The following is a 22,227-nucleotide window of genomic DNA, read 5'->3' as shown; positions in this document are numbered from 1 at the left end:
ATCTCGCAGCCGGGGGGCTGAGCTTCCGTTATAATCCGAGTCAGTAAGAGCCTGCGGAATAAAAAAATTATGGATTATCACTTAACGCTTAACTGGCCCGAGTTTATTGAACGTTACTGGCAAAAACGCCCGGTGGTTCTGAAACGCGGGTTCAGCAATTTTGTCGACCCCATCTCGCCTGACGAGCTGGCCGGTCTGGCCATGGAAAACGAAGTCGACAGCCGTCTGGTCAGCCACCAGGACGGGAAATGGCAGGTTAGCCACGGTCCTTTCGAAAGCTACGATCACCTCGGTGAAAACAACTGGTCGCTGCTGGTGCAGGCGGTCAACCACTGGCACGAGCCAACTGCCGCCTTAATGCGTCCGTTCCGCGCCCTGCCCGACTGGCGCATGGACGATCTGATGATCTCCTTCTCCGTGCCTGGCGGCGGCGTGGGCCCGCATCTGGACCAGTACGACGTATTCATCATTCAGGGTACGGGCCGCCGCCGCTGGCGCGTGGGCGAAAAAGTACCTATGAAGCAGCACTGCCCGCATCCGGACCTGCTGCAGGTTGATCCGTTTGAAGGGATTATCGACGAAGAGCTGGAGCCGGGCGATATTCTCTACATTCCGCCTGGATTCCCTCACGAGGGTTACTCGCTGGAAAACTCCCTCAACTACTCCGTGGGGTTCCGCGCGCCAAGCGGCCGCGAGATGATCAGCGGATTTGCCGACTACGTTCTGCAACGCGAGCTGGGCAGCTATCGTTACAGCGACCCCGATGTGCCTGCACGCGAGCATCCGGCCGATATCCTGCCTGCAGAGCTGGATAAGCTGCGCGGCATGATGCTGGATTTGATCAACGAACCGGAACATTTCCGTCAGTGGTTTGGCGAGTTTATCAGCCAGTCTCGTCATGAGCTGGACGTTGCGCCACCGGAGCCGCCTTATCAGGCTGACGAGATTTATGATGCGCTCCAGCAGGGCGACAAGCTGGTACGTCTGGGCGGGTTGCGCGTGCTGCGCATTGGCGAGGAGGTATTCGTCAACGGCGAGAAGCTGGACTCTCCGCACCGTCCAGCGCTCGAATCCATAGCCAGCCATCTGGTGCTGACTGCCGATACCTTTGGCGATGCGCTGGAAGACCCGTCTTTCCTCGCGATGCTGGCCGCGCTGGTTAACAGCGGGTACTGGTTCTTTGAGGACTGAGTCGCCTTAATGCCCGGTGGCGCTTTGCCACCGGGCTTTTCTTACCGCTTCGCGGTCAACTCCGCTATCCGCACTATCACCTTCACCGCTTTTTCCATTCCTTCCAGCGTCACAAACTCATGCTTGCCATGGTAGTTGTAGCCACCGGTAAACAGGTTCGGGCACGGTAGCCCCATGAATGACAGCTGAGAACCGTCGGTGCCGCCGCGAATCGGTTTTAATATCGGTTCAATATCGCAGTCGCGCATCGCCTGCTGGGCGATATCGAGAATATGCGGATGCGCCATCACCTTCTCGCGCATATTGTAATAGCTGTCTTCGATGATGAGCTCAATGTAGCAGTCGGGATGCAGGCCCTTACCCACCTTTTTGGCGATCTCCATCATCTTACGCTTGCGTGCCTCAAAGGCTTTACGGTCGAAATCGCGGATGATGTAGTGCATCTGCGCGCTGTCCACGGTGCCTTTGATGCTGGTCAGGTGATAGAAACCTTCATACCCCTCGGTCTGTTCGGGGCTCTCTTCCGCCGGGACTTCCGCATGAATTCGCGACGCCAGCGACAGCGCGTTCACCATGACGCCTTTCGCCGAACCGGGGTGAACGTTGTTGCCGACAATTTTGATCGTGACGGACGCGGCATTGAAGTTTTCATATTCCAGCTCACCGACGCCACCACCGTCGACGGTGTAGGCCCACTGGGCGTTAAAGGCGTCCACGTCGAAGTGCTTCGCGCCCTTGCCGACCTCTTCATCCGGCGTAAAGGCCACGCGGATGTCGCCGTGCGGAATATCTTTGCCCTTCAGCACCGCCAGCGCCGTCATGATTTCCGCGATCCCCGCTTTGTCATCCGCCCCCAGCAGGGTTTTCCCGTCGGTGGTGATCAGCGTCTGGCCCAGCAGCTGATGCAGCACCGGGAACATCACGGGCGAGAGCACTTCGTCGCCAATGCCCAGCGCAATGTCACCGCCGCGGTAATTTTCCACAATCTGCGGGTTCACATTTTTACCGCTAAAATCAGGAGAGGTGTCGACATGGGAGATAAAGCCAATCGCCGGAATGTCACCCGGGACATTCGCCGGCAGCGTTCCCATCACAGTGCCTTTCTCGCTTAACGTGACGTTGACCAGCCCCATGGCGTCAAGCTGCTCTTTCAGCAGGTTTAATAACTTCCACTGGCCTTCGGTGCTCGGCACCTGGCGAACACCCGGTTTAGATTGGGTATCCAGCGAAACGTACTGTAAAAAACGCTCAAGTAATTTATCCATGCAGTCACCCTCACTTTTTGTGACAACATTATCAATAAGCATCAAAACGCAAATATTGCGTCAGGTCACTTTTATCCCGCAAACGAGAATATTTTCCGTTTATATCGTTATGCGTTAGTAAATGTAGCTTATGAATCAGTGACAAGGATTGGCGATTACCGGGGATTGCCGTAGAATGTCCGCCCTCATTACGAGTCACCAAGGTGGTTACACACAAACCCCGCTTCAGTCTGCTGCCTGAGGCGTCTATATGGGACAGCGCAAAAATTGAATACACAAACCCGTTCACCGCTGGTGAAACTGGAACGAATTCGTAAAAGTTTTGATGGCAAAGACGTTATTTCCGACCTCACTCTTACCATCAATGACGGTGAGTTTCTGACGCTGCTTGGCCCCTCCGGCTGCGGCAAAACAACCGTACTGCGCCTTATCGCCGGGCTGGAAAGCGTCGATAACGGCCATATCCATCTAGAGAACCAGGACATTACCCGGGTTCCTGCCGAAGATCGCCACGTTAATACCGTCTTTCAGAGCTATGCCCTGTTCCCGCACATGACCGTTTTTGAAAACGTGGCGTTTGGCCTGCGGATGCAAAAAACCCCGGCGCATGAGATCGAACCGCGCGTCACCGACGCCCTGCGCATGGTACAGCTTGAGACGTTTGCCCAGCGTAAACCCCATCAGCTTTCCGGCGGCCAGCAGCAGCGCGTGGCCATCGCCCGCGCCGTGGTTAACAAGCCGCGTCTGCTTCTGCTGGATGAATCCCTCTCCGCGCTGGATTACAAGCTGCGCAAACAGATGCAGAACGAGCTCAAAGCCCTGCAGCGCAAACTCGGCATTACCTTTGTCTTCGTCACCCACGATCAGGAAGAAGCCCTGACCATGTCAGACCGCATCGTGGTGATGCGCGACGGCAAAATCGAGCAGGACGGCACGCCGCGCGAAATCTACGAAGAGCCGAAGAACCTGTTTGTCGCCAGCTTCATTGGCGAGATCAATATCTTTGACGCCACGGTGATTGAACGTCTGGACGACCAGCGCGTGCTCGCCAGCGTCGAAGGACGCGAATGCAATATCACGGTGAATTTCCCCGTCGAGAAGGGACAAAAGCTCAACGTTCTGCTGCGCCCGGAAGATCTGCGCGTCGATGAAATCCACGGCAATACCGAGGCCGAAGGGTTAATCGGCTATATCCGCGAGCGCAACTACAAAGGGATGACCCTGGAGTCTGTCGTCGAGCTTGAGAACGGCAAAATGGTGATGGTCAGCGAGTTCTTTAACGAGGACGACCCTGACTTCGACCACTCGCTCGACCAGAAAATGGTTGTCAACTGGGTAGAAAGCTGGGAGGTTGTGCTGGCTGATGAAGAACACAAGTAAGTTCCAGAATGTGGTGATTGCCACGATCGTCGGTTGGCTTGTGTTGTTTGTCTTTTTACCCAACCTGATGATCATCGCCACCAGCTTCCTGACCCGCGACGACGCAAACTTCGTTTCGCTGGTCTTTACGCTGGATAACTACGCGCGCCTGCTCGATCCGCTCTATTTTGACGTGCTGCTGCACTCGCTCAATATGGCGCTAATTGCCACCGTTGCCTGCCTGGTGCTCGGGTATCCCTTCGCATGGTTCCTCGCGGGCCTGCCGCAAAAGGTGCGGCCCCTGCTGCTGTTTTTACTGATTGTTCCATTCTGGACCAACTCGTTAATCCGCATCTACGGGCTGAAAATCTTCCTCAGCACCAAAGGCTACCTCAATGAGTTTCTACTGTGGCTGGGGGTGATTGATACGCCGATCCGCATCATGTTTACCCCGAGCGCGGTCATTATCGGCCTGGTCTATATCCTGCTGCCGTTTATGGTAATGCCGCTTTACTCCAGCATTGAGAAGCTGGATAAACCGCTGCTGGAAGCGGCAAGAGATCTGGGAGCCAACAAGCTCCAGACCTTTATCCGCATTATCATCCCGTTGACCATGCCCGGCATTATCGCGGGCTGTTTGCTGGTAATGCTTCCGGCCATGGGTCTGTTCTACGTTTCTGACCTGATGGGTGGCGCGAAAAACCTGCTGATTGGGAATGTGATCAAGAGTCAGTTCCTGAACATTCGCGACTGGCCGTTCGGGTCCGCCACCAGCATCACGCTGACGGTGGTGATGGGTCTGATGCTGCTGGTCTACTGGCGCGCTTCACGGCTGCTGAACAAGAAGGTGGAACTCGAATGATCGGTCGACTGCTTCGCGGCGGTTTTATGACCGCCATTTACGCTTACCTGTATATCCCGATCGTTATTTTGATCGTGAACTCGTTTAACAGCTCACGCTTCGGGATTAACTGGCAGGGCTTTACCACCAGCTGGTACAGCCTGCTGATGAACAACGACAGCCTGCTGCAGGCCGCTCAGCACTCGCTGACGATGGCGATCTTCTCCGCCACCTTCGCCACGCTAATTGGTTCACTGACCGCCGTGGCGCTCTACCGCTACCGCTTTCGCGGTAAACCGTTCGTCAGCGGCATGCTGTTTGTGGTGATGATGTCGCCGGATATCGTGATGGCGATTTCGCTGCTGGTGCTGTTTATGCTGCTGGGCGTACAGCTTGGCTTCTGGTCGCTGCTGTTTTCCCATATCACCTTCTGCCTGCCGTTTGTGGTGGTGACCGTCTTTGCGCGCCTGAAAGGGTTCGACGTGCGCATGCTGGAGGCGGCGAAAGATCTGGGCGCCAGCGAGATGACCATCCTGCGCAAAATCATCCTGCCGCTGGCGATGCCCGCCGTGGCGGCCGGATGGCTGCTGAGCTTTACCCTGTCGATGGATGACGTGGTGGTCTCCTCCTTCGTGACCGGGCCGAGCTATGAAATTCTGCCGTTGAAAATCTATTCGATGGTGAAAGTCGGCGTTTCACCCGAGGTGAACGCGCTGGCAACCATTCTGCTGGTATTTTCGCTGGTTCTGGTGATCGCCAGCCAGGTTATTGCTCGTGATAAAACAAAATCTCAGGGGACAATGAAATGAAAAAAATGCTCGCCGCTGCGGCGCTGGTGCTCGGCATGGGTTCCGCGCACGCTGATGACAGCAAAACGCTCTACTTCTACAACTGGACCGAGTACGTGCCGCCGGGCCTGCTGGAACAGTTCACAAAGGAGACGGGCATCAAAGTGATCTACTCGACCTACGAGTCGAATGAAACCATGTACGCCAAGCTGAAAACTTACAAAGATGGCGCGTACGATCTGGTGGTTCCTTCCACCTACTTTGTCGACAAAATGCGCAAAGAGGGCATGATTCAGAAGATCGATAAAACGAAGCTAACCCATTTTTCAAACCTCGATCCTGAGATGCTCAACAAGCCGTTCGACCCGAATAACGACTACTCCATTCCGTATATCTGGGGGGCAACCGCGATTGGCGTTAACAGCGAGGCCGTCGATCCGAAATCGGTGACAAGCTGGGCCGATCTGTGGAAACCGGAATACAAGGGCAGCCTGCTGTTGACAGACGACGCGCGCGAAGTGTTCCAGGTGGCACTGCGCAAGCTGGGCTACTCGGGCAATACGACGGATCCTAAAGAGATTGAAGCGGCGTATGCCGAGCTGAAAAAGCTGATGCCTAACGTGGCGGCATTCAACTCTGATAACCCGGCAAACCCGTATATGGAAGGCGAAGTGAATCTGGGGATGGTCTGGAACGGCTCCGCGTATGTTGCCCGTCAGGCCGGTACGCCGCTTGAGGTGGTCTGGCCGAAAGAAGGTGGGATCTTCTGGATGGACAGCCTGTCTATTCCGGCCAATGCGAAAAACGTTGAAGGGGCGCATAAGCTGATTAACTTCCTGCTGCGCCCGGACGTGGCGAAACAGGTTGCCGAGACTATTGGCTACCCGACGCCAAACCTCGCCGCACGCAAGCTGCTGAAGCCTGAAGTGGCTAACGATAAATCGCTCTATCCGGATGCCGAAACCATCAGCAAAGGCGAATGGCAGAACGATGTCGGCGACGCCAGCCGCCTCTACGAAGAGTATTACCAGAAGTTAAAAGCGGGCCGGTAACGGTATCGCGTTCTTCCTCACGCCGCCTGTACGGCGTGAGGAAGGATTAACTGACCGCATTCTCTCCTGCCCAGATCGTCGCCTTTCGCATCGCCTCAACCACTTCTTCATCCGACAGCCCCAGCCTCTGGCGTACTCTGGTCGCTTCGCCCCACTGCTGCTGTTCATAGTAACGGCAAAGGTTAATCATATCGGCTAACCGTCCCTCCTGATGACAAAGCGCGTTGCTCACGCTCTGCGGGACCGCAATTTGCTTCATCAACTCTGCCATCGGCAGCTCAAGGAGGGTATCCAGAAGAGAAAACAGGCCGCACATGAACGCATTTTCAGCCAGAATCGGTTCGTTCATCGTCTCTGCGATCAGCTCGCAGAACTTACCGCGCATCATGCTCAGCGGATAAAGCTCGCTGACGGTATCATTGCCCGCACTGGCGAGGACCACGACGGCAACAAACCGTCGGAGCTGATTTTCGCCAAGATACCTGAGCACCTCGCTCAGGGTTAACTTGCTGAAATTACAGGCGCCGACATGCTTAAACGCCGTATGCTTCATATAGCGCATGATTTTATAAGAGAGCGTAAGATCGGTTTTTATCAACGACTCGATAATTCGAAAATCAGGCTTATTGCGTCCGACCTCCATTTGCAGTCGAAAAATCGCCAGCTGATTTTGCGACAGCCGTTTATATTTAATGACCTCCGGGCGGCAGAAAAAATAGCCCTGAAAAAGGGAAAACCCCTCGTCCCTGTATTGGTTGAATTCCTCTTTAGTCTCAATTTTTTCAGCGAGATATTTAATATGACCGGTCAGATGTTTACGCGTTTTCAGATACTGTTTAATTTGCGCTAAGGTGTAATTTCTGACGTCAAATTTCAGTATTGAAATATAGGGTAAAAAAGCATCCCATTCTGGTGCAAGGGTGAAATCATCAAGCGCAAACTGATAACCATGCGCATTCATCTCCCTGACGGCCTGCAGCAGTTCCGCTCCCGGCACAGCATCTTCAAGGATCTCAATGACCACGCTCTCTTTATCCAGCGCTTCTCCACTGCGGTCTATGACCATTCGCGAAGGGAAATTAATAAACGAAGTATGTGCCCCGGCGATGCGCTGGGACGGCACGCATAAAAACTGATCGGATATCATTCTGGAGGTGGCATATTCCGCCGACACATCCGGAAAACGGTTTGTCATCCCGTCTCTGAAGAGCAGCTCATAGGCCACCGTCTTCATCTCAGGGTTAAAAATGGGTTGTCGCGCAATAAATCCGTACATATCCCATCCTCCTTTACCACTTAATATTTATTAGCATCCTCTTTCTACACGATGATAACGAGCATTATCGAGCGCTATTTTGATTGAATGCACAAAATAAAAGCATCCACACTAATTAACGGGATTAAATATTCTGGAATTTAAATTAAATATATCCGGCGCTCTACAGAAAGAGGATGAAATATCCGATAAGTACTGTGTGCCTGCCCGACATGCACAACATTACGGGAGATGAGAATGAAAGACGCCATGGTCCGAAAACAAAAAATAAGAGTCAAGACGTTGATGCTATTGTCCATTTTCCTCACCGTGACGGTGGGCTTTACGGCAACGATCGGGTTTATGATGTGGCAGTGGATGGCGCAGCAGGAGGTGCTGGCCAAAAAACATATCCGCCAGATAGCCGAGGTACAGGCTTTACAGGTCAGCAAACAGCTGGATTCCGCCCTGACTGCCGCCCGGGATATGGGCAACAGCGCCCTGGCACTGCGCGAGGCGGGCGTATCCGACCGCCAGAGCCTGAACCAGCTGCTTATCCACTACCTCTCGGCTCACCCACAGTTTCTCTCCATGTCGATGGCCTTTGAGCCCAACGCGTTCGACGATAAAGATGCCGCCTTTGCCGGTCAGAGCGGTGAAGATCCTGCCGGACGCTACGCCCGCTACGTCGACCGCGATGCCACCGGCAAACCGGCATTACACCTGCTGACTGACATCGAAACCCCCGGCAGCGGTGATTATTACCTGCTGCCGAAACAGCGGCATAAAGATGTGATCATCGAGCCCTATATTTACCCCTACAACGGCGTGGACGTGATGCTTACCTCGATTGCCGCACCCATCATGCGTGACGGCCAGTTTCTGGGCTCGGTCACCTCTGACTTCTCCCTCGCCACGCTGCAGTCCACGATCGGCGCGATTAAACCGTGGAACGGCACAGGCTACGCCCTGCTCCTCTCAGCGGGTAATAACGTGGTGTCCAGCCCGGACAAACAGGCGGCAGGCAAGCCATACGCGGGTCAGATTGCCGGTCATGACGTCACCCGGGTATACGATCCGCTGCTGATGGAAGAGGTGTTCATCACCTGGCAGGACATCGCCGTCGGTAACAGCCAGACGCCGTGGAAGCTGGCCATTATTACTCCGGTTAGCGAAGTGATGGCCGAAGCGCGGGCATTTTTACTGAAAGCCATCATGATGATGATGTTAAGCATCGTTGCGGTCAGCCTGGTGATGGCCCAGATCTTTACCCGCAAGGTTGACCGTCCGGTTGGAGGGGAACCTTCGGAGGCCGCCGGGATCGCCCTGGCCGTTGCCCGGGGAGATCTGAATAACACCATCCCGGTTCGTTCCGGGGATACCCACAGCATTTTTTATGCCCTGCACACCATGCAGACGCAGCTCAAGCGCATCGTCGACAACATCAGCGAAGCCAGCCACTCCGTGCACGGCGGCACCAGCGAAATTTCGGCGGGCAACCTTGACCTCGCCTCACGTACCGAAGAACAGGCGGCGGCGATTGTTGAAACAGCAGCCAGCATGGAAGAGATTTCGGTCACGGTGAAAAATAATGCCGACAACGCCCACAAGGCGACCACGCTGACCGATCGCGCCGCGAGCCTCGCCGGGCATGGCGAAACGCTGGTAAACGACGTGGTGATGGTGATCGGAGAGATTGACGAGAGCGCGCGTAAGATCGGTGAGATTAACAGCATCGTCGACGGCATCGCCTTCCAGACCAATATTCTGGCGCTGAATGCGGCCGTTGAAGCGGCGCGCGCGGGCGAACAGGGTCGCGGTTTCGCAGTTGTCGCAGGTGAAGTGCGCAACCTTGCCCAGCGAAGCGCTAACGCGGCTAAAGAAATTTCCCAGCTGATTGCCGAGTCCTCAGGCCGCGTCAGCAAAGGCGTTGAGCTGGTCAATGAAACCGGCGTAATGATGAAACAGGTGATTGAGGCGGTGTCGCACGTGCATCTGGTCATCAACGACATTGTCCAGGCGCTGGACGAGCAGAACCGCGGGATAAGCCAGGTCAGTACCGCCGTTAACCAGATGGACAGCACGACCCAGCAGAACGCCTCTCTGGTTCAGCAGATCTCCGCTGCGGCGCTCTCGCTTGATGAGCAGGCTAAATCTCTCGAGAAGACGCTGGCGTTCTTCCATTCATAAACAAAAAGGCACCCGCTGGGCGGGTGCCTTTTCAGGCGATTGCCGTTACAGCCCTTTCAGCAGCTTGTCGACAAACTCCGGGACGACCGTGCTTGCCAGGCCGTAGTGTTTCTCTTCAAACTCGCTGCCCACCTGGCTTGGCTCAAGGTTGAGCTCTACCGTATGCGCACCGTGCAGTCGCGCTTCGTGGACAAACCCTGCCGCAGGGTAAACGTGGCCGGATGTTCCGATGGCGATAAACACGTCGGCCATCGCCAGCGCGCTGTAGATCTCATCCATTCCCAGCGGCATTTCGCCAAACCAGACCACGTGAGGACGCAGGCGCGACGGGAACTGGCAGCAGTGGCACTTATCCTCTGGCAGCACGTCCTCTTTCCAGTCCAGCACCTGACCGCTCCAGGCGCAGCGAACCTTGAGCAGCTCGCCGTGCATGTGGATGATGTTCTTGTTACCGGCCCGTTCGTGGAGATTGTCGATATTCTGCGTCACCAGCAGAAAACGATCGCCCAGCGCCTCTTCCAGCTTTGCCAGCGCCAGATGCGCCGCATTCGGCGCGACGTCAGGCTGCTGAAGCTGACGACGGCGTGCGTTGTAAAACGCCTGCACGAGATCCGGGTCGCGGGCAAAGCCTTCCGGCGTGGCGACATCCTCCACGCGGTGCTCTTCCCACAGTCCGTCCGCCGCGCGGAAGGTTCGAATTCCTGACTCGGCCGAGATCCCCGCTCCGGTCAGCACCACCACTCTGGGTTTATCCATCGCTTCTGGCATCATTCTGTCTCTGAAAAAGATCCGCTGGCGCAAGCGCTCACGCAAGCGGCGTTTGTTTTTGCGAAAACGGCTGAGTCGACCCTGGCGACGCGACAGCATAGAAACCTCGTAAACTAATCGGTGAGATGAAGGAATGCGGCTCCGCGCATGCCTCCTGCGTCCCCGTGTCGCGCGCGTTCAATACGCGGCACGCGGGCAACCGGCAATAAATGTCGGGGCAAACGCCCGGACAACCGTTCCGTAATCGCGGTAAAGTTTGAAAGCCCTCCCCCGATCACCAGCAGATCCGGGTCGACGATGGTGAGAATATTTCCCAGACACACCGCCAGCAGATCCAGATAGCGCTCGACGTGCTCACGTGCCTGCGCATCCCCTTGCTCCCACAGGGTAATGATTTGAGGGGCCTCAAGTTTCTGATGATAGAAGTGTTCGTAAAGCCATGCAAACCCGCGGCCTGACAGGTAGTTCTCAATACAGCCGTGCTGCCCGCAGCCACAGCGGGTCAGCGGGAAATCACGGCCGACGACCTCCAGCGCATCCACCGGCAGGCGGATATGACCAAACTCGCCGGTGATGTAGCTGCGGCCGGTGATGGGCTTACCGTTGATGACGATTCCTCCGCCGACGCCGGTACCGAGGATCAGCCCCATCACCAGCGGATATTGACGGAACTCATCATCCCAGGCTTCGGAGAGCGCAAAGCAGTTGGCGTCGTTATCTAAACGCACGTCGCGTTCAAGGAGCACGGAGAGATCGGCGCGCAGCGGTTTACCGCTAGCGGCAGGCACGTTGGCCGCGTAAAGCGTACCGTCGTCGGTTTCGGGCATGCCCGGAATGCCAATGCCGACGCTGCCTTTGACCCCAAAGCGTTCATCCGCCTGAGCCACCAGCGCGGCAATGGCGGTTAAAAATTCGTCATAACTTTCGCGCGGCGTGGGAACGCGGGTTTCCCACTGCAGTTTGAGGTTTTTATCAAACACGCCGAGCGCAATCTTGGTGCCGCCAATATCAAATCCGTAATACATAACGCATTCCTCTTTTAACCTGGCGGCCCGAAAGCCGCTAGATCATGACGTAATTACTGGCCACTTAATACCCTCGCCGGATCAATTCGGCTTGCGCGACGCGCCGGATACCAGCTTGCCAGCAGACTCAGTAAAAGTGCTGTAAGCAGCACATAAAAAACATCCAGCCAGTGCAGTTCAGACGGCAGGAAGTCAATAAAATAGATGTCACCCGACAGGAACTGGTGGCCAATAAGCTTTTCAATCCCGTTGATAATCGGCGTCAGCTGCAGGGAAACCACCACGCCAATCACTACGCCGCACAGGCTGCCGAATAGACCCGCCAGCAAACCGTACCAGACGAAGATGGCGCGAATAAGACCGTCTTTCGCCCCCAGCGTACGCAGCACGGCGATGTCGCCGCTCTTGTCCTTGACCGCCATCACCAGCGTCGAAACGATATTAAAGCACGCCACGCCAATCACCAGCACCATCGCCAGATACATGATGGCGCGGATCATCTGGATATCACGGTACATATACCCGTAAGTACCGATCCAGCTTTTGATGTAGACATAGTTATTGGTCACGCTGCCCGCGTCACGCACCAGTTTGTTGGCGTTAAAGACGTCGTTCACCTTGATGGCAATGCCCGTCACGCTGTCGCCCATGTCGAGATACTGCCGCGCATCCTCCATCGGCACCATCGCAAAGCTGTGGTCAAGCTGACCGCTCAGCTGAAGAATACCGGTAACGTGCAGGCGCACGCGTTTTGGCTGCTGCAGTTTGTGGTCGGTGCTGGCGTTCGGGATCATGATTGACACCCAGTCGCCCTGCTTCACCTTCAGAGCATCGGCAACGCCTTTACCCATGATGATCTGCTGCTCGCCAGCTTTAAAGTTGGCCCAAGCGCCGTTCTGCACATAGTTCGGCAGCGCGCTGAGACGCGCTTCCTGTGCCGGGTTGACCCCTTTCACCTGAATGGCGCGCAGGTTTACCCCGCTTTCCACCAGCCCGGTAAAGTTAATGTAGGGCGCGGCCGCGGCGATGCCCGGCACTTTTTCAACTTTGGCGAGCGCATCGCTCCAGTTCGTCCACGGCTGGTTAACCGGCTCGATCTCCCCGTGCGGCACCACCGCCAGAATGCGGTTATTCAGCTCGCGCTCGAAGCCGTTCATGGCGCTTAAGCCCACAATCAGCACCGCCACACCCAGCGCAATACCGATGGTCGAGATAACGGAGATCAGCGACACCATGCCGCCGCGACGGCGGCCGCGGCTAAAACGTAAACCGATGAGTAACGATAACGGTGACGCCATTACTCTGCTCCCATCAGGGTCAGTTCCGCGTTCAGATGGCCGTCGCGCATTTCAAGCTGACGCCCCATACGTTTTGCCAGCTGCAGATCGTGGGTTACGACCAGAAACGCGGTGCCCTGCGAGGCGTTCAGCTCGCCCAGAAGCTGGAAAATACTGTCCGCATTGCGCGCGTCCAGGTTCCCGGTGGGCTCATCCGCCAGCACCAGACGCGGGTTGTTGACCAGCGCACGGGCAATCGCCACGCGCTGGCGCTCGCCGCCGGAGAGCTCCGACGGACGGTGGTTACCGCGATGACCCAGCCCTACCGCCTTCAGCATGTCGCTGGCGCGAGCGTTAATCTCTGCCGGTTTCTTTTTGCCAATCAGCAGCGGCATCGCGACGTTTTCCAGCGCCGTGAAGTCCGGCAGCAGATGGTGGAACTGGTAGATAAAGCCCAGCTCGCGGTTGCGCAGCTCGGCCTTCGCCGCCGAGGACATTTTGCTCATCGGCTGGCCGGAGAAAATCACGTCGCCGTTGGTTGGCGTATCCAGCCCGCCCAGCAGATGCAGCAGCGTACTTTTGCCCGAGCCGGAGCTGCCGACAATCGCCATCATCTCGCCTTCGCCCACGCTGAAGCTCACATCGTGCAGCACGTCGGTTTGCACAGTGCCTTCCTGATAGCGTTTGGACAGGTTGTCGCATTGCAACAGGATCTTATTCATAACGTAAAGCCTCAGCGGGTTGAGTGGCGGCGGCGCGCCAGGAAGGATAAAGCGTAGAAAGCAGCGCAATGGCCATCGCGGCCAGCGCAATACCGACCACCTGCAGCGGCTCGATAGCCACCGGCAGCGCCGCGCCGTCGAGCAGCGCGCCGATGATCGGCATTAAATTGTTAAGCTGGCTGGCAAGCAGCGCCCCCAGCACCGCCCCGAGCAGCGCGCCGATGATCCCGGCGCTGGCGCCCTGCACCATAAACACGGCCATGATCTGGCGCGGCGTCAGCCCCTGGGTTTGCAGGATAGCAACCTCGCCCTGCTTCTCCATTACCATCAGACCCAGCGAGGTGATGATGTTAAATGCCGCCACGGCGACGATCAGGCTCAGCAGCAGCCCCATCATGTTTTTCTCCATCCGCACGGCCTGGAACAGCTCGCCTTTACGCTCGCGCCAGTCCTGCCATTTGGTGCCGTCCGGCAGTTTTTGCTGGCTGAGAGTATCGACCTTCAGCGGCGCGTCGAGCCACAGTCGCCAGCCGGTGATATTTCCTGCCGGGTAGCGCATCAGGCGTGACGCGTCCTGAATGTTAACCAGCATCTGGTAGCCATCGACTTCGCTGTTGGCAGCAAAAGTACCAATCACGTTAAACAGACGCTGGCTTGGCAGGCGCCCCATCGGCGTAAACTGGCTGGCAGAAGGGACCATTACGCGCAGCTGATCGCCACGGTTGACGCCAAGCTGTCCGGCAAGCTGCTCGCCCAGAATCACGTTGTATTTCCCGGCTTCCAGGTCGGTCTGCTTCACGTTAACGAGATACGGCGTCAGCGGATCGTTTTGCGCCGGGTCGATACCCAGCATCACGCCGACCGCCACGCTGCGGGCGCTTTGCAGCACCACGTCGCCGGTGGTCAACGGCGCTACGCGCGTGACGCCCTGTAACTTCGCCGCGCTTTCCGGCAGCTGCTGCGGGTTAACCGAGCCGTTAGTCGATGAGAGAACGGCCTGCGGCATCAGCCCCAGGATGTTGTTTTGCAGCTCGCGCTCAAAGCCATTCATGACGGAAAGCACCGTCACCAGAGCCATCACGCCAAGCGTAATGCCAATAGTCGATAGCCAGGAGACAAAGCGACCGAAGCGGTCCGCGGCGCGCCCACGCATGTAGCGTAAGCCTATGAAGAGTGCGACAGGTTGATACATGAAGTCCGTCTGTTTGCTGATAGCAGACCCACGAGTATATAAGCGAATCCGTTAAGCGTAAATGACTGAAACCGTAAGCTTTGGTAATCATTTTTCCAAAAAATTCAGACAAATCAGGGTACTAATATCTGAAACCGCATCTCATAACCTCCACCTTTTCCGAAAAACCTCCTGATACAGACTGTTACCCATTACAGCACGGTTTCGTTTAACAACAATTGCTCGTTCGTCTATGGCAATAAGGTAGTTGCGAACAATGAAGCAAAAAGCATTATGGATTAACCAGATAAAAGGGCTGTGTATCTGCCTGGTGGTTATCTATCATTCGGTTATCACGTTTTATCCGCACCTGATCGGGCTGCAACACCCGCTCTCCGGCCTTCTCGCCAAATGCTGGGTCTATTTTAATCTCTATCTTGCCCCCTTCCGTATGCCGGTCTTTTTCTTTATCTCCGGCTATCTGATCCGTCGTTATATTGACGAAGTGGACTGGCGAACCAGTCTCGACAAGCGAATCTGGAGCATTGTCTGGGTGCTGGCGCTGTGGGGGATTCTGCAATGGCAGGCGCTGACCCACCTGAATGCCTGGCTGGCGCCCGATCGCGAGCTTGCCACCTCGTCGAACGCGGCCTACGCCGACTCGCTCTCGGGATTTGTGCAAGGCATGCTCACCGCCAGCACAAGCCTGTGGTATCTGTATGCCCTGGTCGTGTACTTCACGCTGTGTAAACTGCTGAGCCGCTGGAAGCTGCCGATGCTGGGACTGCTGGCGCTGGCAAGCATCGCGATCAACTTCCTGCCGCTACCGTGGTGGGGAATGAACAGCGTGGTCCGCAACATGATCTACTACAGCCTCGGGGCGTGGTATGGCGCGACGCTGATGGCGTGGATGAAAAGCGTCAGCCTGCGCCGCCTCTGGCTGGCAACCGTCGCTTTCGCCGCCGTCTCCGTGGTGCTGTGGTTTGCTAACGTTCCGCTGCTGCTCTCATTGCTGTCGATTGTGCTGATTATGAAGCTATTCTACAGCTTTGAGCAGCGCTATGCCGTTCACCCTGACAACCTGTTGAACGTGATTGGCTCCAATACCATTGCGATTTATACCACCCACCGCATCTTAATTGAGGCCTTCAGCCTGTTCCTGATTGGCGAGATGAATGCCGCTTACTGGCCGGTCTGGGCTGAACTCACCTTAATTCTGGTCTACCCGTTTGCCAGCCTGCTGATCTGTGCCCTGGCCGGACTCGGGGTCCGTACGATCTCCACCGCGCTGTTTGGCGACGTTTTCTTCTCTCCTCCGTCTACGCTGACCCTGTCCCCCTCAACGCGTTAATGCCCTCTCCGCCCCCGCTACGGGGGCGTTTAGCCCTGCCGTGCGGTTACGATTTGCTTATGCAAAACGATCGAGGATAATAAAGACATTGCGTATCAGTGATATGCCCCAATACTGTTGGTATATCCATAAGAGACTCTGACATAGCCATGCCTGAACACTATCGTTATTCCTTACCTGTCAAAGCGGGCGACCAGCGCCAGCTGGGTGAACTCACGGGCGCGGCGTGCGCCACGCTGGTGGCGGAAATCGCCGAGCGTCATCAAGGGCCGGTGATCCTGGTTGCCCCGGATATGCAAAACGCCCTGCGCCTGCACGATGAAATTCGCCAGTTCACCGATAATCTGGTGTTCAGCCTGGCCGACTGGGAAACGCTGCCCTATGACAGCTTCTCTCCGCACCAGGAGATCATCTCCTCGCGCCTATCGACGCTCTACCAGCTTCCGACCATGCAGCGCGGCGTGCTGATTGTACCGGTGAACACCCTGATGCAGCGCGTCTGTCCGCACAGCTACCTGCACGGCCACGCGCTGGTGATGAAAAAAGGCCAGCGCCTGTCCCGTGATGCCCTGCGGGCGCAGCTTGACGGGGCCGGCTATCGCCACGTCGACCAGGTGATGGAACACGGGGAATACGCGACCCGAGGCGCGCTGCTCGACCTTTACCCGATGGGCAGCGACCAGCCGTATCGTCTGGACTTCTTTGATGATGAAATCGACAGCCTGCGCGTCTTTGACGCCGACACGCAGCGCACGCTGGAGGAAGTGGAGTCCATCAATTTACTGCCCGCGCATGAGTTCCCCACGGACAAAACCGCTATCGAACTGTTCCGCAGCCAGTGGCGCGATAGATTCGAGGTGAAGCGCGACGCGGAACATATTTATCAGCAGGTCAGCAAAGGCACGCTGCCTGCCGGGATCGAATACTGGCAGCCGCTATTCTTTAACGAGCCGCTGCCTGCCCTGTTCAGCTACTTCCCGGCGAATACGCTGATTGTTAACACCGGGGATATCGACGCCAGCGCCAGCCGCTTTGAAAGCGAAACCCGCGCCCGCTTTGAAAACCGGGGCGTTGACCCGATGCGTCCGCTGCTGCCGCCGGAAGCGCTGTGGCTGCGTACCGACGAGCTCAACGCCGAGCTGAAGCGCTGGCCGCGCATGCAGCTGAAAACCGATTCGCTTGCCGACAAGGCCGCCAACACCAACCTCGCCTTCCGGACGCTGCCGGACCTGGCCGTACAGGCGCAGCAGAAATCCCCGCTGGATAATCTGCGCAAGTTCCTGGAGTCCTTTACCGGCCCGGTGGTGTTCTCCGTTGAGAGTGAAGGCCGCCGCGAAGCTTTGGGTGAGCTGCTGGGACGCATAAAGGTGGCGCCGAAGCGCATCCTGCGCCTGAGCGAAGCGACCGGAAACGGTCGTTACCTGATGATTGGCGCCGCCGAGCACGGGTTCATCGACACGCTCAACAACCTGGCGCTGATTTGCGAAAGCGACCTGCTGGGCGAGCGCGTCGCGCGCCGCCGTCAGGACAGCCGTCGAACCATCAACCCGGACACGCTGATCCGCAACCTGGCCGAGCTGCATCCGGGCCAGCCGATTGTGCACCTGGAGCATGGTGTTGGGCGCTATCAGGGGATGACCACGCTGGAAGCGGGCGGCATTAAAGGTGAATACCTGATGCTGACCTACGCGAACGACGCAAAACTGTATGTCCCGGTGTCGTCCCTGCATCTGATCAGCCGCTACGCGGGCGGTGCCGAAGAGAACGCGCCGCTGCACAAGCTGGGCGGCGATGCCTGGGCGCGCGCGCGCCAGAAGGCCGCGGAAAAAGTGCGCGACGTGGCCGCCGAGCTGCTGGATATCTACGCCCAGCGCGCGGCCAAAGAGGGCTTCGCCTTTAAGCATGATAAGGAACAGTATCAGCTGTTCTGCGACAGCTTCCCGTTTGAAACCACGCCGGATCAGGCTCAGGCTATCAACGCCGTGCTGAGCGACATGTGCCAGCCGCTGGCGATGGACCGCTTAGTTTGCGGCGACGTCGGCTTCGGCAAAACCGAAGTGGCGATGCGCGCCGCCTTCCTTGCGGTGGAAAACAACAAGCAGGTGGCGGTGCTGGTGCCGACCACCCTGCTCGCTCAGCAGCACTTCGACAACTTCCGCGACCGCTTCGCCAACTGGCCGGTACGAATCGAGATGCTGTCGCGTTTTCGCAGCACCAAAGAACAGACGCAGATCCTCGAACAGGCAAGCGAAGGCAAAATCGATATTCTGATCGGCACCCACAAGCTGCTGCAAAGCGACGTGAAGTGGAAAGATTTGGGGCTGCTGATCGTCGACGAAGAGCATCGCTTCGGGGTGCGCCATAAAGAGCGCATCAAAGCGATGCGCGCCGACGTCGACATCCTGACCCTGACCGCAACGCCGATCCCGCGAACCCTGAACATGGCGATGAGCGGCATGCGCGATCTGTCGATTATTGCCACGCCGCCGGCGCGCCGTCTGGCGGTAAAAACCTTCGTCCGCGAGTACGATAATCTGGTGGTGCGTGAGGCAATACTGCGTGAAGTCCTGCGCGGGGGTCAGGTCTATTACCTGTACAACGACGTGGAAAACATCCAGAAAGCGGCCGACAGGCTGGCGGAGCTGGTGCCGGAAGCGCGCATTGCTATCGGTCACGGGCAGATGCGCGAGCGCGAGCTGGAACGGGTGATGAACGACTTCCACCACCAGCGCTTTAACGTGCTCGTGTGCACCACCATCATCGAAACGGGGATCGACATTCCGACGGCGAACACCATCATCATTGAACGTGCGGATCACTTTGGCCTGGCGCAGCTTCACCAGCTGCGCGGCCGCGTCGGGCGTTCGCACCATCAGGCCTACGCCTGGCTGCTGACGCCGCACCCGAAAGCGATGACCACCGACGCGCAGAAGCGTCTGGAAGCCATCGCCTCGCTGGAAGACCTCGGCGCAGGCTTCGCGCTGGCCACGCACGATCTCGAGATCCGCGGCGCCGGCGAGCTGCTGGGTGAGGACCAGAGCGGCTCCATGGAGACCATCGGCTTCTCGCTCTATATGGAGCTGCTTGAGAACGCGGTTGATGCCCTGAAGGCCGGTCGCGAGCCGTCGCTGGAAGATCTCACCAGCCAGCAGACCGAGGTCGAGCTGCGTATGCCTTCCCTGCTGCCGGATGATTTCATTCCGGACGTGAATACCCGACTGTCGTTCTACAAGCGCATCGCCAGTGCGAAGACGGAAAACGAGCTGGAAGAGATTAAGGTTGAGCTGATCGACCGCTTTGGTCTGCTGCCCGATGCGGCGCGAAATCTGCTGGATATCGCGCGCCTGCGCCAGCAGGCGCAGAAGCTGGGCATTCGTAAGCTCGAAGGCAACGAAAAAGGCGGCGTGATTGAGTTCGCGGAGAAGAACCACGTCAACCCGATGTGGCTGATCGGCCTGCTGCAAAAACAGCCGCAGCATTTCCGTCTGGATGGCCCAACGCGTCTGAAATTTACCCAGGAGCTGACGGAGCGCAAAACCCGCATGGACTGGGTGCGTAACTTTATGCGCCAGCTGGAAGAGAACGCGATCGCCTGACCTCCCTTCCCCCGTTAGCCCAGCGCTAACGGGGGACAATTTACAAACTCTTTGCACTTCACCCGATCTTCCCGACACACCCATTCGCCATAATTATTGTTAACGCCTTATAAAACAATAACCTTATCATTTGCATGGATTATGGTGATGATGACCTCTTCGCGTTTTACTCGCTGGTTAACCCTGATTGCGCTGGCAGCCACCGTCGCGGTGGCGCTTCCCGCTCGCGCAAATACCTGGCCCCTTCCTCCGCCCGGCAGCAAGGTGGTGGGTGAAAACCGCTTTCATGTGGTTGAAAATAATGGCGGTTCGCTGGAAGCCATTGCCAAAAAATATAACGTCGGTTTTCTGGCTCTGCTGCAGGCGAACCCCGGCGTCGACCCGTACGTCCCGCGCGCGGGCAGCGTATTGACAATCCCGTTACAGACTATCCTTCCGGACGCCCCGCGCGAGGGGATCGTGATAAACCTGGCGGAGCTACGCCTGTACTATTATCCGCCGGGTAAAAATGAGGTGACCGTCTACCCGATTGGTATTGGTCAGCTGGGCGGCGACACCCTGACGCCGACGATGGTCACCACCGTCTCGGATAAACGCGCGAATCCAACCTGGACCCCGACGGCCAATATTCGTGCCCGTTATAAAGCTCAGGGCATCGATCTTCCGGCCGTGGTGCCAGCAGGCCCGGATAACCCGATGGGTCACCACGCAATCCGTCTGGCGGCCTACGGCGGCGTTTACCTGCTGCACGGAACGAATGCGGACTTTGGCATCGGCATGCGCGTCAGCTCCGGCTGCATTCGTCTGCGCGATGACGATATCAAAACGCTGTTTAACGTCGTTACGCCGGGTACCAAAGTGAATATTATCAATACGCCGATTAAGGTTTCTGAGGAGCCGGGCGGCGTGCGGCTGGTTGAAATTCATCAGCCGCTATCGAAAAACATTGGCGACGATCCGCAGACGCTGCCCATTAACCTGAATGCCGCGATGGTAAGCTTCAAAACGAATGCGAATACCAACAGCGAGGTGATGGAGCGCGCAATGGAGGCCCGCTCAGGCATGCCGACCGATGTCACCCGGCATCACGATGTTGCCCAGCAGTCGATGTAAATCAGAAATAAAAAAACGCCCTGCTCAGCAGGGCGTTTTCTATTGCAGTGGCATAAATGAGGGTTTATGCCCGGCTTATTTGTAGATGACGGCGGTGCCGTGCAGGGTGTTAGGACCGGTCACAGAGGTGATGCGGTAAGATTTTGCGCCCATCTCTTGCGCTTTTTGTGCCAGCTGATCTTCCAGGGAACCCAGGTTAGTACCGGCAGACGCAGAAATGGTCCCGACTTTATGCTGATCGACCGGGGTCGACTGTACCTGTACAGCAGCAAAGCTTGCGAAAGAGAGTGAACTCAGAACAGCGGCAGCGATGAGGGTTTTTACGTTTTTCATGATGTTTACCTTTAGCAGATGAATTTGGAGGTCGTTAATCATTTAGTTAACGATCGATAGGTAAATCATAAATGTGATCCACATCACGCGTCAACATAATTTTATAATGACCATTAACTTAATTTTAAAGTCGTTATTTTTCATACTCATATGATTAATTTATTTTTAAGCATTCAGCGCTGGTGGTGACTTGCGTTTATTTTTATAATGGTCATTCAACAAACCAACAGAGGACCAACGGCACATGACAACCGACGTCACGAGTTGTGCGAAGAAAAGCCGTGGCCGACCAAAAGTGTTTGACAGGGATGCAGCGCTTGATAAGGCCATGACTCTCTTCTGGCAACATGGGTATGAAGCAACCTCGCTTTCCGATCTGGTAGAAGCTACCGGAGCAAAAGCGCCGACGCTGTATGCCGAATTTACCAATAAAGAGGGGCTGTTCAGGGCGGTGCTGGACAGATACATTTCGCGCTTTGCGGCGAAACACGAAGCCCAGCTGTTTTGTGAAGAGAAAAGCGTCGAACAGGCGCTTCGGGATTATTTCACCGCCGTCGCGACCTGCTTCACCAGTAAAGAGACGCCTGCGGGCTGCTTTATGATTAATACCTCTGCCACCCTGGCGGCGTCCTCTAAAGAGATTGCCAATACGGTGAAATCGCGGCATGCCATGCAGGAGGAGACGCTTAGCGCATTTCTGGCTCAGCGCCAGCAGCGCGGTGAAATCCCTGCCCAGTGCAACCCACAGCTGCTGGCGCAATACCTGAGCTGTATTTTGCAGGGGATGTCGATCAGCGCCCGTGAAGGGGCTACGCTGGAAAAACTGCAGAATATAAGCGAAACCACGCTGCGGCTGTGGCCTGAGCTACTGAAAATCTGAAGCAAAAAAAGCTCCTCAGCCTGAGCGCATGAGGAGCTAAATTCAGAGAA

General features: G+C 56.5%; 18 protein-coding genes. 10 read left to right on the top strand and 8 right to left on the bottom strand.

Going from position 1 to position 22,227, the window contains the following annotated elements; translation table 11 throughout:
* The first annotated feature begins 69 nt into the window (after positions 1-69).
* On the top strand, positions 70-1,191 hold the full coding sequence (locus F0319_RS04320; RefSeq protein ID WP_111965561.1) for a ribosomal protein uL16 3-hydroxylase: 1,122 nt from the start codon (positions 70-72) through the stop codon (positions 1,189-1,191).
* A gap of 41 nt (positions 1,192-1,232) precedes the next feature.
* On the opposite strand, the gene pepT is transcribed toward F0319_RS04320, so the two are convergent.
* Entirely contained in the window at positions 1,233-2,456 is a 1,224-nt protein-coding gene (gene pepT / locus F0319_RS04315; RefSeq protein ID WP_111965560.1) for a peptidase T, read from the bottom strand.
* A gap of 237 nt (positions 2,457-2,693) precedes the next feature.
* Here pepT and potA point away from each other — a divergent pair, with 237 nt between their 5' ends.
* The 4 genes from potA to potD are packed head-to-tail and all read left to right on the top strand — an operon-like array spanning position 2,694 to position 6,496.
* The gene (potA, locus tag F0319_RS04310; protein WP_181574049.1) at positions 2,694-3,836 is read left to right on the top strand and encodes a spermidine/putrescine ABC transporter ATP-binding protein PotA; all 1,143 of its coding nucleotides are present in this window, start codon (positions 2,694-2,696) and stop codon (positions 3,834-3,836) included.
* Positions 3,820-4,677 carry a spermidine/putrescine ABC transporter permease PotB gene (gene potB, locus F0319_RS04305; protein ID WP_045401925.1) on the top strand — a complete coding sequence of 286 codons (858 nt, stop codon included), beginning with the start codon at positions 3,820-3,822 and terminating at the stop codon, positions 4,675-4,677. Before potA ends, potB begins: the two co-directional genes overlap by 17 nt.
* The gene (gene potC, locus F0319_RS04300; RefSeq protein WP_033145228.1) at positions 4,674-5,465 is read left to right on the top strand and encodes a spermidine/putrescine ABC transporter permease PotC; all 792 of its coding nucleotides are present in this window, start codon (positions 4,674-4,676) and stop codon (positions 5,463-5,465) included. The genes potB and potC overlap by 4 nt, the downstream gene beginning before the upstream one ends.
* Complete coding sequence (gene potD / locus F0319_RS04295) at positions 5,462-6,496, top strand: spermidine/putrescine ABC transporter substrate-binding protein PotD (RefSeq protein WP_111965558.1); 1,035 nt, start codon at positions 5,462-5,464, stop codon at positions 6,494-6,496. Before potC ends, potD begins: the two co-directional genes overlap by 4 nt.
* Before the next feature lie 46 nt (positions 6,497-6,542).
* Here potD and F0319_RS04290 read toward each other — a convergent pair whose 3' ends face one another.
* Positions 6,543-7,772, bottom strand: a complete 1,230-nt coding sequence (locus tag F0319_RS04290) for an EAL and HDOD domain-containing protein (RefSeq protein WP_149366341.1) — start codon at positions 7,770-7,772, stop codon at positions 6,543-6,545.
* Between the two features lie 237 nt (positions 7,773-8,009).
* Between F0319_RS04290 and F0319_RS04285 the strand changes: the two genes are divergently transcribed.
* Positions 8,010-9,941: a methyl-accepting chemotaxis protein gene (locus tag F0319_RS04285; protein WP_149366340.1), complete on the top strand. Its 1,932-nt coding sequence runs from the start codon at positions 8,010-8,012 to the stop codon at positions 9,939-9,941.
* Between the two features lie 45 nt (positions 9,942-9,986).
* Here F0319_RS04285 and cobB read toward each other — a convergent pair whose 3' ends face one another.
* From cobB to lolC, 5 genes are read right to left on the bottom strand one after another with little or no spacing between them, the layout of a single operon-like run.
* Entirely contained in the window at positions 9,987-10,808 is an 822-nt protein-coding gene (cobB, locus tag F0319_RS04280; RefSeq protein ID WP_021240739.1) for a Sir2 family NAD+-dependent deacetylase, read from the bottom strand.
* Positions 10,809-10,822: 14 nt separating this feature from the next.
* Positions 10,823-11,734 carry an N-acetylglucosamine kinase gene (gene nagK / locus F0319_RS04275; protein ID WP_115874745.1) on the bottom strand — a complete coding sequence of 304 codons (912 nt, stop codon included), beginning with the start codon at positions 11,732-11,734 and terminating at the stop codon, positions 10,823-10,825.
* Between the two features lie 53 nt (positions 11,735-11,787).
* Positions 11,788-13,032 carry a lipoprotein-releasing ABC transporter permease subunit LolE gene (gene lolE, locus F0319_RS04270; RefSeq protein WP_111965554.1) on the bottom strand — a complete coding sequence of 415 codons (1,245 nt, stop codon included), beginning with the start codon at positions 13,030-13,032 and terminating at the stop codon, positions 11,788-11,790.
* Complete coding sequence (gene lolD / locus F0319_RS04265) at positions 13,032-13,733, bottom strand: lipoprotein-releasing ABC transporter ATP-binding protein LolD (protein WP_149366339.1); 702 nt, start codon at positions 13,731-13,733, stop codon at positions 13,032-13,034. Before lolD ends, lolE begins: the two co-directional genes overlap by 1 nt.
* Positions 13,726-14,925 carry a lipoprotein-releasing ABC transporter permease subunit LolC gene (gene lolC, locus F0319_RS04260; protein WP_024908607.1) on the bottom strand — a complete coding sequence of 400 codons (1,200 nt, stop codon included), beginning with the start codon at positions 14,923-14,925 and terminating at the stop codon, positions 13,726-13,728. The genes lolD and lolC overlap by 8 nt, the downstream gene beginning before the upstream one ends.
* 256 nt (positions 14,926-15,181) lie before the next feature.
* Between lolC and F0319_RS04255 the strand changes: the two genes are divergently transcribed.
* From F0319_RS04255 to ldtC, 3 genes are all read left to right on the top strand, one after another.
* Entirely contained in the window at positions 15,182-16,255 is a 1,074-nt protein-coding gene (locus F0319_RS04255; protein ID WP_149366338.1) for an acyltransferase family protein, read from the top strand.
* Between the two features lie 149 nt (positions 16,256-16,404).
* The gene (gene mfd, locus F0319_RS04250; protein ID WP_111965551.1) at positions 16,405-19,851 is read left to right on the top strand and encodes a transcription-repair coupling factor; all 3,447 of its coding nucleotides are present in this window, start codon (positions 16,405-16,407) and stop codon (positions 19,849-19,851) included.
* A gap of 147 nt (positions 19,852-19,998) precedes the next feature.
* Positions 19,999-20,964 carry a L,D-transpeptidase LdtC gene (gene ldtC, locus F0319_RS04245; protein WP_111965550.1) on the top strand — a complete coding sequence of 322 codons (966 nt, stop codon included), beginning with the start codon at positions 19,999-20,001 and terminating at the stop codon, positions 20,962-20,964.
* A gap of 75 nt (positions 20,965-21,039) precedes the next feature.
* Here the strand turns inward: ldtC and bhsA are convergent, their stop codons facing one another.
* On the bottom strand, positions 21,040-21,297 hold the full coding sequence (gene bhsA, locus F0319_RS04240) for a multiple stress resistance protein BhsA (protein ID WP_008500777.1): 258 nt from the start codon (positions 21,295-21,297) through the stop codon (positions 21,040-21,042).
* Positions 21,298-21,541: 244 nt separating this feature from the next.
* Here bhsA and F0319_RS04235 point away from each other — a divergent pair, with 244 nt between their 5' ends.
* Entirely contained in the window at positions 21,542-22,177 is a 636-nt protein-coding gene (locus F0319_RS04235) for a TetR/AcrR family transcriptional regulator (RefSeq protein ID WP_024909039.1), read from the top strand.
* Positions 22,178-22,227 lie beyond the last annotated feature (50 nt).

Origin of the sequence: Enterobacter vonholyi, from assembly GCF_008364555.1 — a bacterium.
GTDB lineage: Bacteria > Pseudomonadota > Gammaproteobacteria > Enterobacterales > Enterobacteriaceae > Enterobacter > Enterobacter vonholyi.
The sequence above is the reverse complement of the archived record's forward strand: the minus strand, read 5'-3'. Positions and strand labels throughout refer to the sequence as shown.